The organism is Rhodococcus sp. NPDC060084 (genome assembly GCF_042730335.1).
In the GTDB taxonomy this organism is placed as follows: domain Bacteria; phylum Actinomycetota; class Actinomycetes; order Mycobacteriales; family Mycobacteriaceae; genus Rhodococcus.
On the sequence record NZ_JBHWWX010000001.1, the window covers coordinates 301,891 to 317,406 of the forward strand.

The window sequence follows — 15,516 nt, forward strand, 5'->3', positions numbered from 1 at the left end:
ACTACTCACCGGTAGGGGTGTCTTATGCCTGCTCCGAGCGCTGCGACCTTCGCACGTCTCGCCGATCTCATCGCCATTCCCGACGCGGCGGACCGGCCCACGCGGCCTGTCGTCGAGGCGTTCACCGGGAAGGAGATCGCGTCCGTCCCCGTCGGAACCGCCGACGACGCAAAGGCCGCGATCGATCGTGCCCGCACTGCGCAGGCGTCCTGGGCGCGGATGCCCGTCACCGAGCGCGCGGAGATCATCCTCCGTTACCGCGAACTGGTGTACGCGCGGCGAAACCAGCTGATGGACATGGCTCAGGCGGAGACGGGTAAGTCCCGCACGTCCGCGCAGGAGGAGGTGCTCGACATTTCGATGACGGCGCGGCACTACGCGCACGTCGCTCCGAAACTGCTCGAGCCCCGCCGGGCGACCGGGATGCTTCCCGTCCTGACGAAGACCACCGTGCTGCACCATCCGAAGGGTGTCGTCGGCGTCATCGCGCCGTGGAACTATCCGATGACCCTTGCGGTGTCCGACGCGATTCCCGCGTTGCTCGCGGGCAACGCGGTGGTGCTCAAGCCCGACAGTCAGACGCCGTACTGCGCTCTCGCAGTCGCCGAACTGCTGTACGAGGCGGGTGTGCCACGCGATGTGTTCGCCGTGGTGCCCGGCCCCGGATCGGTGGTGGGCACGGCGATCGTCGAGAACTCCGACTATCTGATGTTCACCGGGTCCTCGCAGACGGGCCGGTTGCTCGCCGAGCAGGCCGGCCGGCGCCTGATCGGTTTCTCCGCCGAACTCGGTGGCAAGAACCCGATGATCGTCACCGCGGGAGCGAACCTGCGGAAGGTCACCGACGCGGCGGTGCGCGCGTGCTACTCGAACTCCGGGCAGTTGTGCATCTCCATCGAACGTATCTACGTCGAGAAGTCGATCGCTCCGGAGTTCCTGCGGATGTTCGGCGACCGGGTGCGCGCGATCAAGCTCGGCGCGTCCTACGACTTCGACACCGAGATGGGCTGCCTCGTCAACGAGACCCAGGTCAAGACGGTGTCGGGCCACGTCGACGACGCGGTGGCGAAGGGCGCGACGCTGGTGGCGGGCGGCAAGGCCCGCCCCGACCTCGGTCCGCTGTTCTACGAACCGACCGTGCTCACCGACGTTCCCGAGGACGCCGAGTGCTACCGGGACGAAACCTTCGGTCCGGTCGTGTCGGTGTACCCGGTCGACAACGTCGACGAAGCGATCCGGCGTGCGAACGACACCGAGTACGGGCTCAATGCCTCCGTCTGGGCGGCGACCAAGGCGCAGGGTGAAGAGATCGCGGCGAAGGTCCGCGCCGGCACCGTCAACGTCGACGAAGGTTACGCGCCGGCGTGGGGCAGCATGGATGCTCCGATGGGTGGCGTAGGCATCTCCGGTGTGGGCCGCCGGCACGGTGCCGAAGGGCTTCTCAAGTACACCGAGTCGCAGACCGTGGCCGTCACCCGGGTGCTGAACCTCGACGGCCCGCGCGGGCTTCCGAGGCAGATCTGGGCCAAGATGCTGCCCCCGCTCGTCAAGGCGATGGGGTGGCTGCCGGGTCGTTGACGGCCGGGTCCGTACGCCGCGTGATGGTGGTCGCGAGGGGCTTCTCGACGACGAAGCACAGTAGTACCGCGGCCACCATCGCCAACGGGCCGATCGCCAGATAGATCGGTGTGAGGGCGTCGTTGTAGGACTCGAGGATCGGCTGCTGCACGGCGTCGGGCAGGGTGTGCACCATGGCCGGGGTGAGGGAATTGGCGTCGTCCGCGGCGAGGCCCCCTTCCGGGACCCGTTCCGCGAGAAGCACGTTCAGGCGGGTGGCGAACACGCTGCCGACCACGGCCGAACCGAGCGTCGCTCCGATCTGCCGGAAGTAGTTGTTGCCCGCGGTGGCGGTGCCGACCTCTTCGACCGGGAACGAGTTCTGCACGACGAGCACCATGATCTGCATGGATGCGCCCAGTCCGACCCCGAGCACGGCGAGGAAGCAGCACAGCACCCAGATCGGTGTGTCCACGGTGAGCAGGGACAGCAACAGCATCGCCACCGCGACGAGCACCGAGCCGACGATGGGCGTCACCTTGTATCGGCCGGTCCGGCTCACCAGACGTCCCGCCAGCGTCGAGGTGATCAGCATCGATCCCATCATCGGGAACATGAGCAGGCCCGCGACCGTCGCGCTCCGTCCCGCCACCATCTGCAGGTAGGTCGGCATGTATGCCGCGACACCGAACAACGCGATGCTGTTGAGGAGACCGGCGAGGGTGCTCACGTCGAAGTTGCGGTCGCGGAACAGGTGCAGCGGGAGAATAGGTTCTGCCGCACGGCTTTCGATGAACAGGAACAGAACTGCCGTGGCGAGCGTGCCCGCGATGAGACCCAGCACCACGGGAGAGGTCCACGGGTAACGCGAGCCGCCCCAGGTCGCGACGAAGACGAGAAGCGTCGTGGCGAGGGACAGGACCGTCATCCCGGCGATGTCGATGCGGGGCCGCGAGTTGCGGGTGCGGGGTAGCCGGAGAAAGAACGCCACCGCGATGAAGGCGAGTACGCCCAGCGGGAGGTTGATGTAGAAGACCCACCGCCATCCCGGTCCCTCGGTGAACCAGCCGCCGAGCAGGGGACCGGCGACCGAGGACACCGCGAAGACGCTGCTCATGATGCCCAGGTACTTTCCGCGTTGCCGGGCCGGAATCACGTCGGCGACAGTGGCCTGCGACAGCACCATCAGTCCGCCGCCGCCCGCACCCTGGGCGGCGCGGCCGACGATCAGCCACGTGATATCTCCCGCGAACGCGCTGATGGTCGAGCCCACCAGGAAGATGGTCAGGGCGGTCAGCAGCAGTGGCTTGCGGCCGAACAGATCTCCTAGTTTGCCGTAGATCGGCATCGTGATCGTGGACGCGAGGATGTACGCGGTGACGATCCACAGCATCTTGTCGACACCGTGGAGTTCGCCGACGATGGTGGGGAGTGCGGGGTTGAGCACGGTCTGGTTGAGCGAGGCGACGAGCATCGTCGCCATCAGCCCGATGAAAATGAAGGTGATTGCGCGGCGGTCGAATTCGGTGTGGCTGCGCGGTGCGGCGGTGGTGGCGGTGGCATTCATGCTCGCGTGACCTCCCTGAAGTGTGCGCAGGTGCGGCGGAGGACGGAGTCCGCGTCGCCCTCGGTCCCGTTCCGAAGGTCGAGCACGGGAGCCATCGCGGTGCGCATCACGGCACCGGCCACCGTCACGATCAGCAGGGCTGTCTCCTCGACGGTGTGCCCGCCGTGTCCGCCGGGCGATGTGCCGGGCGTCTGCGACTCGGCGAGACGTGCGGTGACGAGGTCGGCGACGAGTGCCTCCACGGCATCGATGTGCTGAAGGCGCCGGCGCGCCAGTTCCGGGTGGCGGTCGAGCAACGTGGCGTATTCGCCGTACGTGATGAGGCGGTGGACCGAGGTGCGGAACACCGCGAGCAACAGGAACGCGACCTTCTCGACGAGGTCGTCGCCGGCCTCGATGTGGAAATCGTCGGCGATGTCGTCGTGGATCACCGGAGCCTGCTGGCCCAGGACGGCGTCCTCCTTCGACCTGAAGTAGTTGAAGAAGGTGCGCGGCGAAATCTCGGCCCGTTCCGCGACCGCTTCCACGGTCACGTCCGAGAGGCGGTCGTGCACGGCGGCGGATTCGGCCGCGGCGAGATGGATTGCGGCCCACGTGCGGGCCCGCTTGCGCTCGCGATGGGAACCTTTCGCGTCCTGGCCCCTGGGCTCCGCTGCAGTCATGAAGTTTTACATTAGTGCAAATATAAGAATCTGCAAATGTAGTTCTCTCGAAGTGAGAACAATATTACCGCGTGCGATGCGCAGGTCAGTCCTCGACGGTGATCTCCGCGGCGTCGTCGTAGAAGCACAGGTAGCCCTCGATATCGGCGACCGCGGCGAACGGTTCGGGATACGACCACGCCACGTTCTCCGCGGGAGGCTGGCCGACGAACGACCAGTACCGCGCGGTCCCCTTGTAGGGGCAACTCGTCCGCCATTCGGATTCCTCGAGGACGGAGAAATCGACATCCTCCGGCGGCAGGTAGTAGCGGGTGGGCAATCCCGTCTCGAAGACGAGCACCGGATTGCGCGTCTCGCCGACCACGGTGCCGCCGATCTCGACCCGAACGTGGCGCGAACTGCGCAGAGCATCGACCCGATGGTGCGGGTCGCGTGGATGGGTGAACACTTCGGTTTCCTCCTCGAACCAGCGTTCGCCTTCGTCGACCTCGTCACCCGGCCCGGTCTCCCCGTGCCGGAACCACTGGAAGATCAGCCGATCGTCCAGACCGTCGACGTCGAGTTGGTAGACCACCGAATACGCGCGTTGCTCGTCGATCACGACGTCGTACCACTGCCACACATCCGGTCGGCTGCGACTCGGGGACAGCGACGCCGCGATCAGATCGAGCCGGACGTCGTCGCGGGGGAACGCGTAGAACGGCACCGGCTTCCCCGGCGCCCAGACCAGCAGAGCCCGGCTGCTGTCGACGATCGTCCGATCGAACAACTGCCCCCGGATCCTCCGTTCGGTGGGCTCGTAGAGGTAGTCGTCGGACTCGGGTTCGTGACGGCGAACAGCGGACTTGCGTGCCATGCATCGACCGTATCGCGCACGGCATCGCGATGGCATGTCCGGGTGGATACGCTCGATCCGATGATCGACGACCCTGACGTGCTCCTCCGCACACTGATCGGTGTCCTCGCGCTCGCAGCGGTGGCCACGTCGGTGTTGTGGGTCTTTGGGGTTCCGCACAGGTTCGCGTCGTTGTACGCGGTGGCGCGTGGCGCCCTGCAACTCGCGATCGTCAGCGTCGTGCTCACCGGAGTCATCACCAACGGGGCGTGGGTCGGCGTCGTTCTGCTCGTCATGTTCTCGGTCGGAACATGGACGGCCGCGCGCCGGGTCGGAAGCGGCGTTCGCGTCCTGGCCATCGTCGCCGGGGCCATGCTGCTGGGAATCGGTGTCGCGCTCGCGGTGATCTTCGTGACCGGAGCGGTAGCGGCGACGCCGCGGTACGCGCTCGCGCTCGGCGGCATCGTCATCGGCAACGCGATGACCGTCGCAGGTCTCGCAGGCCGGCGGTTCCACGAGTTCGTCGTCGATCGATGGCTGGAAGTCGAGGGATGGCTCGCGCTGGGCGCGACCATGCGGCAGGCAACGGCCGAGCACGCACGGCTCGCGGTGCACGCGGCGATGATTCCGCCGATCGATCAGACCAAGACAACCGGCCTGGTGACACTTCCGGGTGCGTTCGTCGGCGCGATCTTCGGCGGGCTCTCCCCGCTCGAAGCGGGACGATTCCAGGTCGTCGTGCTCGCGGCGATCATGGCTGCGGGATCGATCACCGCCGTCTGTGTCGCCGTCGGCCTGGGCCGCGTCGCCGGGCAGCAACCCGTGGTGCCCGGCTGATGGGGCACGCCGCTCACCACCATCCCGCACGTTCGTGTCGCCGCGCGCGTGGATCGGCGGCGTCCGGGGGTATCCCGTCGTCGTGGTGAGCTATCCCGGTGCCCAGGAGTACCTGCCCGAGACACGCGAGGTGCCCGCACTCGCGGCGGCGGCGCGCGCTTGCCGCGGATGCGACCTGTACAAGGCCGCCGACCGAACCGTTTTCGGAGCGGGGCCCGAGAGCGCACGCATGCTCCTCGTCGGCGAGCAGCCGGGAGACCAGGAGGACCGCGCCGGCGAGCCGTTCGTCGGACCGGCGGGGTATCTGCTCGACAAGGCTCTCGAGCAGGCGGGTGTCGATCGCGGCTCGGTCTACGTCACCAACGCCGTCAAACACTTCCGCTTCGACCGTTCGGCGAACGGCAAGCGCCGCATCCACAAGAAGCCGTCGGGTGGCCAGATAGCGGCGTGCCGCCCCTGGCTGCTGGCCGAACTCGAGGCGATACGCCCGGAGGTGGTCGTGTGTCTGGGCGCGAGCGCGGCGCAAGCGCTGCTGGGCAACGGATTCAGGCTCACCGAACACCGCGGCGAAGTGCTGCGCCTGCCCGACGAGATACGCGGCGGGCACGATCCGTCGGTGGTGGTGACCATCCATCCGTCCGCGGTTCTCCGCGCCCGATCGGACCGTGACGACGCGCTCCGGTCGCTCGTCGGTGACCTCCGCCGCGCCGCCCGCTCAGGGCAGTGACGGTCGCGCGGGACGCGGTAACTCAGGAAGCGGTAGTTCAGGAGGCGGTAGTTCAGGAGGCGGTGGCGAGGGCAGCGGCGAGGCCGAAGACGACGGCGATGCCGCACACCTCCACGACTGCGTTGCGGAGCGACTCCTCGGCGGTGACGCGGTGCGACACCGCGTCCGGCACCCACGTTCGGCGCCAGGTCCACGCCAGCACCAGCAACGCCACGAGCACAGCGGTCTTCGCCAGCACGATGCGTCCGTAGCCGGTGCCGAACAGTCCGCTGAGCGACCCGATCCGGACAGCAGCGTCGATGACGCCCGTCGCCGCGAGAATCGCCACGCACCGCAGTGCGAGCGCCGAGTAGCGCGGTAGCAGCTGAGCCCACGTACCGCGTCTGCGCACGAGGAGGGCCAATGCGGCCAGCACCCCGAACCAGACGGCCGCGGCCAGGACGTGCGCGGCATTGAGCAGGGAACCGAGTGTCTGCTGAGCCATGTGCCCGGTCGCGGGCCGCGCGATCAGCGCCAGCGCCGCGAACACCAGTACCGGTGCGGTGGACCACGACGCCGACCGCCGGTACGCCACCACCGCGACGATGCCGCACGCGGCGACGCAGACCCAGGCGGCGGCTTCGACGCGCCCGGAACCGGCAGTGGCGAGGTATTCGGCGAACAAGCCGGCGCGCAGGTCGCCCACCGGAACGGCGACCGCGGACGCGGCCTCCCGGACGAGCTGGACGGATTCGAGCGCGAGCCACACTCCGCTCGACGTCGCGATCGCGCGCCACACGTCGTCGGGTTCGATTCCGGGCCGACGTTCACCGCGGATCATCGCAGCGAGGACCGCGATACCGAGCACGGTCGATCCCGTGCCCACCGACAGCGCCCGGACCCAGCTGGAGGCCTCCGGGGTCGCGAGCATCCAGCCGCACGCCACTCCGGCGACGGTGCCGGCGAGTACGCCGACGGCGGCACCGAGAAGCCACCGCCGGCGCACCGAGATCATCCGATCATGCCTTCGGCTTGCGAAGGGCGAAGACCAGTCCGCCGGCGATCACGACTACACCGGCGACGACGAACCACCACACGGCGGGCCCGCTGTCGCCGCTCTCGTTCCCGTCGGCCGTCTCGGACGTACCGGACGCCGGCTCACCGGGCGCGCCGGTGCCCTCCTGCGTGAGGGTGAAGGTCCGGGTACCGCTGACGGGATGCCCATCGGCGGACGTCACCCGGAAGGCCACGGTGTACTCGCCGACCGGACCGAGTCCGTCCACGGCGACACTCACCGTGGAACCTTCGACGGCGGGGTCGCCCACGGACCACAGGTTGCCGTCCGGGCCGACGACGGTGATCGCCGCGAACTGCTCCTGCAAGGGCTCGTTGAACGTCACGCTCACCCGCTCGGGTGCCTGCGCGATCTGCTCACCGTCCTCCGGCGAGCTCGACAGCACCACGGAATGCGCCGCCGCGGGACCGGCCGAGAGCGCCAGTGCGGTGAACAACGCGGCGAGAACGACGAAGAGGCGTCTCATGAGCGCCGTCCCCGGATCACGGCGCCGAGGCCGAGGGCCACGCCCAGCGCACCGAGGACGAGACCGATGCCGCCGAGCCACCGTGCGGTGACATCGGTGCCGGAGTCCTCCGACGTGGTGCCGGAGTCGGTGCCGGTGGTGTGTGCTCCGCCGCCGTGCCCGTCGCCGTTGCCCGCCGCGAGTGTCAGGCTCGGAGCGGGACGTTCGGGTTCGGTGTCCCCGGTCGTGACCTGGTCCCATGCGACGACCTCGCCGTCGCTGTAGGTCTGTACCGCGGGGAACGACACTTCCGCCTCGTCGGGGAGCGGCCCGGCGGAGAGCACGAATTGCTGGAACTCGCCCGGACCGACGGCAACTCCCGGATCCGCGGTCCAGGTGACGCCGGTGGCGAGTTGGGTCTCGGGATCCTTCTCGATCGTCGCGGACCAGCCCGGCAATGGTTCGGTGCGTGCCGACTTCAGGCCGGGCAGGCCGACCGACACCGCAGTGGTTCCGGCGGTATCGGATTCGGTGGGCACACGGAACGTCAGCACGGTGTAACCGCCCTGCTCCGCGCCCGGTGCGCCGACCGTGACATGTGCGGACGCGAGGCCGGAACCGGCCAGCATCAGCACAGCAGTGGCGCCCGCGCCGACGAGGGCACGGGTAGGTGATGTCTTCATGGGTGGATCTTTCTCGGAGAACGAATACGGCTGCGCGTCACCGCGCGACCGGAGGACCTCTCCGGGAGATCGCCGGGGGAGCGCGACCCCAGACGAGCGGGTCGGTCGTTCTCGTCGGGGCGAGCGACGCCGGCACGTGTACGCCGCCGAGCCGGAGTGTCACGGCCCGGATCGCGGTACTGCACGCGTCGAAGAGCCGGGCGGCGGCGACCAGCAGCACCGCGCAGCCTGCGACGGCCACGAGGTGTGCGGCGAACATCGATCCCGACGTGTGCGGGTGGCCCTCGGTGAGGGCGGAGAGAACGGCGTGGGTGCCGAGTTGCCCGACGGCGAGAAGTGCGATCGGCGGCAGCGTCGGCACGTACGCACCCACGATCCCGACCCCCGCGGCAACTGCGAGCAGCAGTGCCGAGGCGGGGCCCGTGGGCACACCGCCACCGGCCGCGCCGTGCGCAGCCGCAGCCAGCGCCGCGGTCGTGATGCCCGCGGTGCTGCCGAGGAGGGCCGGGTTCGTGTTCACGTTCGGGTCAGCGGACCCCGAGCCGGGCGAGCAGATCGGCCTCGATGCCGTCGAGCTCGGACGAGATCGCGGCGTGCGCCGACTTCCGGCGCGCCGCGGGCATCTGCTCGGCAGCCTGCACCGCCGCGGTCAGGTCGGTGAGACGACCGCGGATCGCCGCGGCGAACTTCTGCGTCTCGGCGTCCTTCGGGTGCAGGGACTCGATCTTGGTGAGCGACTGTTCGGCGCCGGCGATCCGGGCACTGAGTCGTGCACCGCGGCCCGTGTACGAGCCGAGCTCGTCGATGGGGACACCGAGTTGCTGTGCCCGTCGCGCGTCGAGCTGACCGCGCAGCGCCGTGACCACCTGGTAGACGATCGGAACGAGCACCGGCGCGAGCAGACGGGCGACACCGAGGTACCGGCGCACCTTCGCTGCGGTCAGGCCCTGGCTCTCTGCGGCCTTCTTCTGTGCCTTGAGCGTTGCGATCTGTTCCTTCTCGATCTTCGCCTGCGAACTGAGCAGTTCCTGATCGAGCTTGACCTGCGACTTCGCCAGCTTCTTGCTCAGCTTCTGCTGCGCTTTCGCTGCTCGCCGGTCGTTCTTGAGCTGGTTCTTCGCCACCAGCTTCGCTTCGAGCTTCGCCCTGTGCTTGAGAGCTTTGGCTTCCGCCTTGCGAGTGGCGCGACGTTTCCGTGTGAACAACCCCATCGAACAGCACCCTCCATTCGGTACGACACGACGCTCCGGCGCCCCGCGTCAGCCTAACGTGACGGTGCTGGTGCGAGGCGATCCGTGCGCAGCGAATACCCTGGACAGTTGTGGAGCCAACCCGTGATGTGCGGCGAACACCCGTTTCCCTCGAGGCGAGTGCGCTGACGCGGTGCCGCCACCGGGTGTATCTGGACGCTTCGTTCCCCCACGAACTTGCAGGTGCGGCCGAGAACGCGGGTGCGCGGCAGCGCCAGGAGGCGGCCGCCGCCCACCGTGAGGCGATCCGTCAGCACTTGTTCGAGGCGGACCCCGAGGGCTGGGTGCTCATCGGCCCAGACGGCTCGATGTCGCAGCGCGCAGAACAGACTCTCGAGGCGTGTCGCGCCGGAGCCGACCGGATCTGGGGTGCGGTGCTGCCCGTCGAGGTCGACACCGGACGCCGGGGCAGGTCGGAGATTCTGCTGCGCGACACCGTGCGCGGGGGCTACATCCCGGTGATCGTCGTGAACCATAAGGTCACCGATCCCGGTCAGGGCGCCACGACCACCGGGCTGTTCGAGTGGAAGCCGGTGGTGGACCAGACACGCAAAGTGCGCAGCCAGGTCCGGGACCAGATGCGCCTCGCGCACCTGTACCGGATGCTCGAGCGGCACGGTCTCGCAAGTCCCGGGCAGGTCGGCGGCGCGATCGGGTACGGCGGCGACTGCATTCTGGTGCACGACCTGAGCACGGTCCTCGACGAGTACGACGCCCGGTTGACCGATCGCGTCGAGATCGCCCGCGGCCGGACGCCGACGAAACCGTCGCAGATCGGGGAGTGCAGGACGTGCCCGTGGTGGGATCGGTGCCGGGCCGAACTCACCCGCGAACGCGACGTGTCGCTGGTGGCGTCGGGTCAGCGCGCCGAGGTCCTCAGGGAACTCGGAGTTCACACCATCGACGGTCTCGCGGGCTGGGAAGGCGAACCACCCGAGATCTGGCCCCAGGGCCCCTTCGAGGATGCGGTGGTGATCGCGAAGGCGTGGCTCGCGGGCGCCCCCCTCGTCCGCCGGTACCGCCATGTGCACGTCCACCGCGCCGACATCGAGGTCGATGTCGACATGGAGAGCTTTCACGAGCACGGCGCCTATCTGTGGGGGACGCTGCTCAACTCCGGATCGCAGTCGGAGTACCGGCCGTTCGCGACCTGGGTGCCGGTACCCACCGACGACGAGGCGCGGTCGTTCGCCGAGTTCTGGGCGTGGTTGTCGGACCAGCGGCGTACCGCCGAGCGCCGTGGGAAAACGTTTGCGGCCTACTGCTATTCGAGGTCGGCGGAAGACAAGTGGTTGTTGTCGTCGGCGCGGCGGTTCCGCGGTTTTCCGGGTGTGCCGCCCGAAGCGGAGATCAAGGCGTTCATCGGATCATCCGAATGGGTGGACATCTACCAGGCCGTCACCGACCAGTTCGTGTGCCCGAACGGGAAGGGGCTCAAGAAGGTCGCCCCGATCGCCGGTCACCACTGGCGCGACGACGAAGCCGGGGGAGAGGCGTCGATGAGCTGGTACCGCGAGGCCGTCGGGCTGGACGGCGAGCCGGATCCGAGTCAGCGCGCGCGGCTGCTCGAGTACAACGAGGACGACGTGGTCGCGACCAAGATCCTGCGGGAGTGGATGTCCGATCGTGCGGTCCTCGAGATTCCGCACATCGACGATCTCTGACCGCACGCGGCCGCCCGCACGCGGCGACGGTGGGCACGCAGTACGTGACTCCACCGCGCCGACGTGGGATGCGTTGTGCGTCGCGGATCAGCGCGGCGCCATGCGCAGCGCACCGTCCATGCGGATGGTCTCGCCGTTGAGGTAGTCGTGCTCGACGATCATCTGCACGAGCTGTGCGTACTCGGCGGGCTGTGCGAGGCGCGACGGGAACGGCACGCCCGCCTCGAGGCCCTTGCGGTACTCCTCGGTGACGCCGGCGAGCATCGGGGTGTCGACGATGCCCGGCGCGATGGTGTTGACGCGAATCCCGTACTGCGCGAGGTCGCGCGCTGCGGGAACGGTCATGCCGTGCACGCCGCCCTTCGACGCGGAGTAGGCGATCTGCCCGACCTGGCCCTCGAACGCGGCGACGGACGCGGTGTTGACGACGACGCCGCGCTGGCCGGACTCGTCGACCGGCTCGGTCTTGGCGATCGCATCGGCGGCGAGGCGCATGACGTTGAAGGTGCCGAGCAGGTTGACGGTGATGACCGTGCGGAACAGTTCGAGGTCGTGCGGCCCGTTCTTCGACAGGATCCGGCCGGCCCAGCCGACGCCGGCGCAGTTGACGACGGTGCGCAGCGGCAGTCCCGACTCGACGATGCGGTCGATCGCGGACTGGACGCCCTCGGCGCTGGTCACGTCGGTGGGGATGAGCGTGACGCCCTCGGGTGCCGCGTCGCCGACGCGCTCGATCGACTGTTCGAGGTCGAGACCGAAGACGGTGGCCCCCGCGTCGGTGAGGCGACGGGCGGTGGCGGCACCGAGGCCGGATGCGGCGCCGGTCACCAGTGCGGCAGATCCCTGAATTTCCACTGTTCGTAACTCCTCGTCCGGGCCTTGCGGCACGCGTGTGTGGTCCGTCACGAACCCTAGCGTGCAGGTGTCAGTTCGATCGCAGCCCGTCGGCGCATCACCGCGGCACCCATCGCGGCGGCGACGAGGCACGCGCCCGCGCCCAGCAACAGCCCGGCTCGCCCGCCGCCCTGCTCGCAGACCCAGCCGGCGATGGGACCGCCGATCGCGGTGGAGCCGAGGAAGGCGACGGACCAGAGGGCCATCACCCGGCCACGCATGGTCGGCGCGGCGGTGAGCTGGAGCGTGCTGTTGGTGGTGGACGTGAAGGTCACGCTCAGAGCGCCGACGACGACCATCGTCGCCACCAGGATGGGCATGGTCGGGGACGCTGCGGCTACGGCCATTGCGACACCGAATGCGAGCGCCGTCAGGACGAGAGGCTTGGTGCCCGTGTGCCCCCAGGTCGCGACCACGAGACCGCCGACTACCGATCCCGCACCCATCGCCGCGGTGAGCAAGCCGTACGCCTCGGCACCCGCGTCGAACGTCTGGTCGGCAAGCACCGGAAGCACGACCTGGAACTCGAAGGCGAGGCATCCCACCAGCGCCATCATCAGCAGAGGCACCGCGAGATCGGATGTGCGCCGCACGTAGGCGAGTCCCTCGCGTAGCTGGCCGCGCGCGCGGGCTGTGGGCGGTGAGGGCACGAGTTTCGACACGTCGAGTGTCAGCAACGACGTGACGACGGCGACGAAGCTTGCCGCGTTGAGCAGGAAGCACAGTCCGATACCACCTGCGGCGATCACGATGCCCGCGACAGCCGGGCCGATCATGCGGGAACACGAGGCGAGCACCGATTGGAGACTCACCGCGTTGCGGAGATCGTCGGGCCCGACCATTTCGAGCATGAAGGACTGCCGTGCGGGGTTCTCGAAGCACTGATTGAGGCCGAGCAGTACGGCGAGCACGTAGACGTGCCACAACTCGACGGTGCCGGTCACGACGAGCAGACCCAGCACGAGTGCCTGCACACCCATGAGGCTCTGCAGCCCGATCATGAGCCGGCGCTTGTCGGTGCGGTCCGCGATCACCCCGCCGTACGGCCCGAGGAGCAGCATCGGCACGGTCTGCAGGGCGAGGACGATGCCGATGGCGGTGGCCGAGCCGGTCAGCTGGAGGACGAGCCACGACTGGGCGATGGTCTGCATCCATGTGCCGACGAGTGAAATCGCCTGACCGCCGATGTAGCGGCGGAAGTTGGGCCCGCGGAGGGCCGCGAACGTCTGTCCGCGGATGTCGTCGATGACGGTCACTCACGCACCTCCCGTCCCCGGCACATGCGCTCACCGAGTGCTTCGAGGGCGGGCAGGGCGTCGTGGAGTGCGTCGAGTCGGTCGTCGTCCAGTTCCGCCAGGTGCCGGGCGAACATCGCCGTCCGGCGAGCGCGTAGCTCATCCGACTGCCGCGCCCCCGCCGGGGTGATGTGGATCCGCACGACGCGCTTGTCGCCGGCGTCGGAGGAACGCGTGACGAGTTGGGCTTCTTCGAGCTTGCCGACCATCCGCGAGCACATTGTGGGGTTGAGTCCCTCGTGCTCCGCGAGTTCGCGCACCCCGATCGTCCCGTGCTTCGCGACGGTCGTCAGCAGCAACGACTGGGACCGGGTGAGCCCCTCGTCGGTTGCGGACCGGCCGACGCTCCGGGCGATCCGGCCGAGGGCGATGCGCAGGCGGTGGATGTCGTCGTCGTCGAAGTGTGTGCTTCCCATCGGTGGTGTCATTCAACTCCCAAAGTATTTGCCTATCGGCAAGCATACGCTTCTGGAGCGAGAGGAGCCCGGATGTTCGGCGCTCACGCGGTGTCGTTGGTCACGCCGGGAAGCCGGGTGGACATCAGGGCTCGACGGGAGCCGGAACCTCCGCAGTCGTCCGGCGTGCCGCCCGCCTCCCGACGACGACCGCCCCCGCAGCGGCGAGGACGAGGGTGATCCCTCCGGCGACCGGACCGACCACGGCCGAGTCCGGCGCGAGTCCGTCGCCGAGCATCCACGCGCCGAACCCGAAGAACAAGGCGGACGCGCCGAGCCGGATGGCGTTCTCCGGCATGTGACGGCCGAGCACCGCACCGGCGATGATCGCGAGTGCGTCGGCGGCAACCATGCCGACGGTCGATCCGATCCACACGCCCACCCAGTCGTTGTCGGCGGCGAGGGTGATGGTCGCGAGCATCGTCTTGTCGCCGAGTTCCGCGAGGAAGAAGGCCGAGACCACGGCCAGGAACGCGGAACGCGCCACGCGTCCGGCCTTCGATTGTTCGGCGTCGTCGAGCGAATCTCCTCGCAACGTCCACAGACCGAAGAACAGGAACGCGAGGCCGCCGACAATGGACATCGCGACGGGGGGAATGGCGACGCCGAGATAGTGCCCGACGGCCACCGATACGAGATGCACGGCCGTCGTGGCGAACAGGATGCCGGTCAGGACGACCCACCAGCGGTACCGCAACGCGAACGTCATGGCCATCAACTGGGATTTGTCGCCCAGTTCGGCCACGAAGATGACTGCGAAGCTCAGTACGACGGCGGACCACATCGGCATTCCTCCTCACCCGCTGGAGGAAAATTGGGCTTCCTCCGGACGTCGGGCACGGTGCGCCGACGGCCGAAGGTCTCGCCCACCGGACTACCGTCCGGTTCGCCGTGCCGGGCGGTCCGCCTGCGCGGCGCCGCCAGTATGTCGACTCGGCGATTGGGGGCTACTCCCCTTCGCGAAGCAAACGATACCGGCCCGACAGCGCATCGGTAAAGGGCATGCTCAGTTTCGGAGAACCGAACTCTCTTGTGCGGGTGCGGGTCACGCGGCCAGCAGCATCGCCAGAATTGCGGTGTCGGGATCACTGCTCGGATTCACTCCGACCCTGCTCACCAGGGACGTCACGGTACCGTCCGGCTCCGCTTCCACCCAGGCTGCCCGGTGGTCGAGGCCCAGGTGGGGGAGGCCCGGCAACAACACACACCCCGACGCGGCACCCGCATTCTCGGGCAGCGTCGGAGTCGTCTCCGACGGAGGATGCAACATGATGAGCGCCGACGGCCGGCAGTCCGCGAATCGCTCCGGCGTCACGGCTTCGGCGCCGATGACGGGCCCCTCGGCGATGAGCAATCCGACCGTTCCGGGCTCCGGATCGTCGGGCAACTCCTCCTTGACCCCGAACACGGTCGAGGTGGGCAGCAGTCCGGGCAACGATGCCACGCGCACCGTCAGCGCGAGCAGTTGCGTCCACTCCCGGGTCGGGGGGGGGGGGGGGGCCCCCCCCCCCCCCCCCCCCCCCCCCCCCCCCCCCCCCCCAAACCCCAGGAGGGAAGAGAACTGGGGGGAGGGAGGGAGAAGAAACACCCC

Annotated in this window: 16 protein-coding genes and 1 pseudogene; 4 read left to right on the forward strand and 13 right to left on the reverse strand. The window is 68.7% G+C overall.

What is annotated here, in order from left to right; translation table 11 throughout:
* The first annotated feature begins 24 nt into the window (after nt 1-24).
* Entirely contained in the window at nt 25-1,578 is a 1,554-nt protein-coding gene (locus ACFWBU_RS01405) for a succinic semialdehyde dehydrogenase (protein ID WP_169620834.1), read from the forward strand.
* On the opposite strand, the gene ACFWBU_RS01410 is transcribed toward ACFWBU_RS01405, so the two are convergent.
* From ACFWBU_RS01410 to ACFWBU_RS01420, 3 genes are all read right to left on the reverse strand, one after another.
* On the reverse strand, nt 1,547-3,124 hold the full coding sequence (locus tag ACFWBU_RS01410) for an MDR family MFS transporter (protein ID WP_296550654.1): 1,578 nt from the start codon (nt 3,122-3,124) through the stop codon (nt 1,547-1,549). The genes ACFWBU_RS01405 and ACFWBU_RS01410 overlap by 32 nt on opposite strands.
* On the reverse strand, nt 3,121-3,786 hold the full coding sequence (locus tag ACFWBU_RS01415) for a TetR/AcrR family transcriptional regulator (protein WP_378527234.1): 666 nt from the start codon (nt 3,784-3,786) through the stop codon (nt 3,121-3,123). The genes ACFWBU_RS01410 and ACFWBU_RS01415 overlap by 4 nt, the downstream gene beginning before the upstream one ends.
* Nucleotides 3,787-3,871: 85 nt before the next feature.
* Entirely contained in the window at nt 3,872-4,642 is a 771-nt protein-coding gene (locus tag ACFWBU_RS01420) for a DUF427 domain-containing protein (RefSeq protein ID WP_169620831.1), read from the reverse strand.
* A gap of 60 nt (nt 4,643-4,702) precedes the next feature.
* Between ACFWBU_RS01420 and ACFWBU_RS01425 the strand changes: the two genes are divergently transcribed.
* Nucleotides 4,703-5,458, forward strand: coding sequence for an ABC transporter permease (locus ACFWBU_RS01425; RefSeq protein WP_378527235.1), 756 nt, complete (start codon nt 4,703-4,705; stop codon nt 5,456-5,458).
* An 82-nt stretch (nt 5,459-5,540) separates the two neighbouring features.
* Nucleotides 5,541-6,185 carry a UdgX family uracil-DNA binding protein gene (locus ACFWBU_RS01430; RefSeq protein ID WP_169652352.1) on the forward strand — a complete coding sequence of 215 codons (645 nt, stop codon included), beginning with the start codon at nt 5,541-5,543 and terminating at the stop codon, nt 6,183-6,185.
* 52 nt (nt 6,186-6,237) lie between these two features.
* Here ACFWBU_RS01430 and ACFWBU_RS01435 read toward each other — a convergent pair whose 3' ends face one another.
* Genes ACFWBU_RS01435 through ACFWBU_RS01455 form a run of 5 tightly spaced genes read right to left on the reverse strand, consistent with a single transcriptional unit; the run spans nt 6,238 to nt 9,578 of the window.
* Entirely contained in the window at nt 6,238-7,179 is a 942-nt protein-coding gene (locus tag ACFWBU_RS01435; RefSeq protein WP_169652265.1) for a copper resistance D family protein, read from the reverse strand.
* A gap of 4 nt (nt 7,180-7,183) precedes the next feature.
* Complete coding sequence (locus ACFWBU_RS01440; protein ID WP_169620827.1) at nt 7,184-7,705, reverse strand: copper resistance CopC family protein; 522 nt, start codon at nt 7,703-7,705, stop codon at nt 7,184-7,186.
* Nucleotides 7,702-8,367, reverse strand: a complete 666-nt coding sequence (locus tag ACFWBU_RS01445) for a YcnI family protein (RefSeq protein WP_378527236.1) — start codon at nt 8,365-8,367, stop codon at nt 7,702-7,704. The genes ACFWBU_RS01440 and ACFWBU_RS01445 overlap by 4 nt, the downstream gene beginning before the upstream one ends.
* A 37-nt stretch (nt 8,368-8,404) precedes the next feature.
* On the reverse strand, nt 8,405-8,887 hold the full coding sequence (locus tag ACFWBU_RS01450) for a hypothetical protein (RefSeq protein ID WP_169620825.1): 483 nt from the start codon (nt 8,885-8,887) through the stop codon (nt 8,405-8,407).
* 7 nt (nt 8,888-8,894) lie between these two features.
* Nucleotides 8,895-9,578, reverse strand: coding sequence for a DUF6474 family protein (locus ACFWBU_RS01455; RefSeq protein WP_169620824.1), 684 nt, complete (start codon nt 9,576-9,578; stop codon nt 8,895-8,897).
* A gap of 110 nt (nt 9,579-9,688) precedes the next feature.
* On the opposite strand from ACFWBU_RS01455, the gene ACFWBU_RS01460 reads away from it, so the two are divergent.
* On the forward strand, nt 9,689-11,281 hold the full coding sequence (locus ACFWBU_RS01460; RefSeq protein WP_378527237.1) for a TM0106 family RecB-like putative nuclease: 1,593 nt from the start codon (nt 9,689-9,691) through the stop codon (nt 11,279-11,281).
* Nucleotides 11,282-11,368: 87 nt separating this feature from the next.
* On the opposite strand, the gene ACFWBU_RS01465 is transcribed toward ACFWBU_RS01460, so the two are convergent.
* The 5 genes and pseudogenes from ACFWBU_RS01465 to ACFWBU_RS01485 all read right to left on the reverse strand — a co-directional run.
* The gene (locus ACFWBU_RS01465; RefSeq protein ID WP_169621067.1) at nt 11,369-12,136 is read right to left on the reverse strand and encodes an SDR family NAD(P)-dependent oxidoreductase; all 768 of its coding nucleotides are present in this window, start codon (nt 12,134-12,136) and stop codon (nt 11,369-11,371) included.
* Between the two features lie 56 nt (nt 12,137-12,192).
* Complete coding sequence (locus tag ACFWBU_RS01470) at nt 12,193-13,431, reverse strand: MFS transporter (protein WP_169652261.1); 1,239 nt, start codon at nt 13,429-13,431, stop codon at nt 12,193-12,195.
* Nucleotides 13,428-13,886 carry a MarR family winged helix-turn-helix transcriptional regulator gene (locus ACFWBU_RS01475; protein WP_206036871.1) on the reverse strand — a complete coding sequence of 153 codons (459 nt, stop codon included), beginning with the start codon at nt 13,884-13,886 and terminating at the stop codon, nt 13,428-13,430. The genes ACFWBU_RS01470 and ACFWBU_RS01475 overlap by 4 nt, the downstream gene beginning before the upstream one ends.
* Before the next feature lie 124 nt (nt 13,887-14,010).
* Complete coding sequence (locus ACFWBU_RS01480; RefSeq protein WP_169621065.1) at nt 14,011-14,709, reverse strand: TMEM165/GDT1 family protein; 699 nt, start codon at nt 14,707-14,709, stop codon at nt 14,011-14,013.
* Nucleotides 14,710-14,970: 261 nt separating this feature from the next.
* Nucleotides 14,971-15,417: pseudogene (locus tag ACFWBU_RS01485) on the reverse strand (peptidase); the annotation flags it as partial.
* Nucleotides 15,418-15,516: the final 99 nt, after the last annotated feature.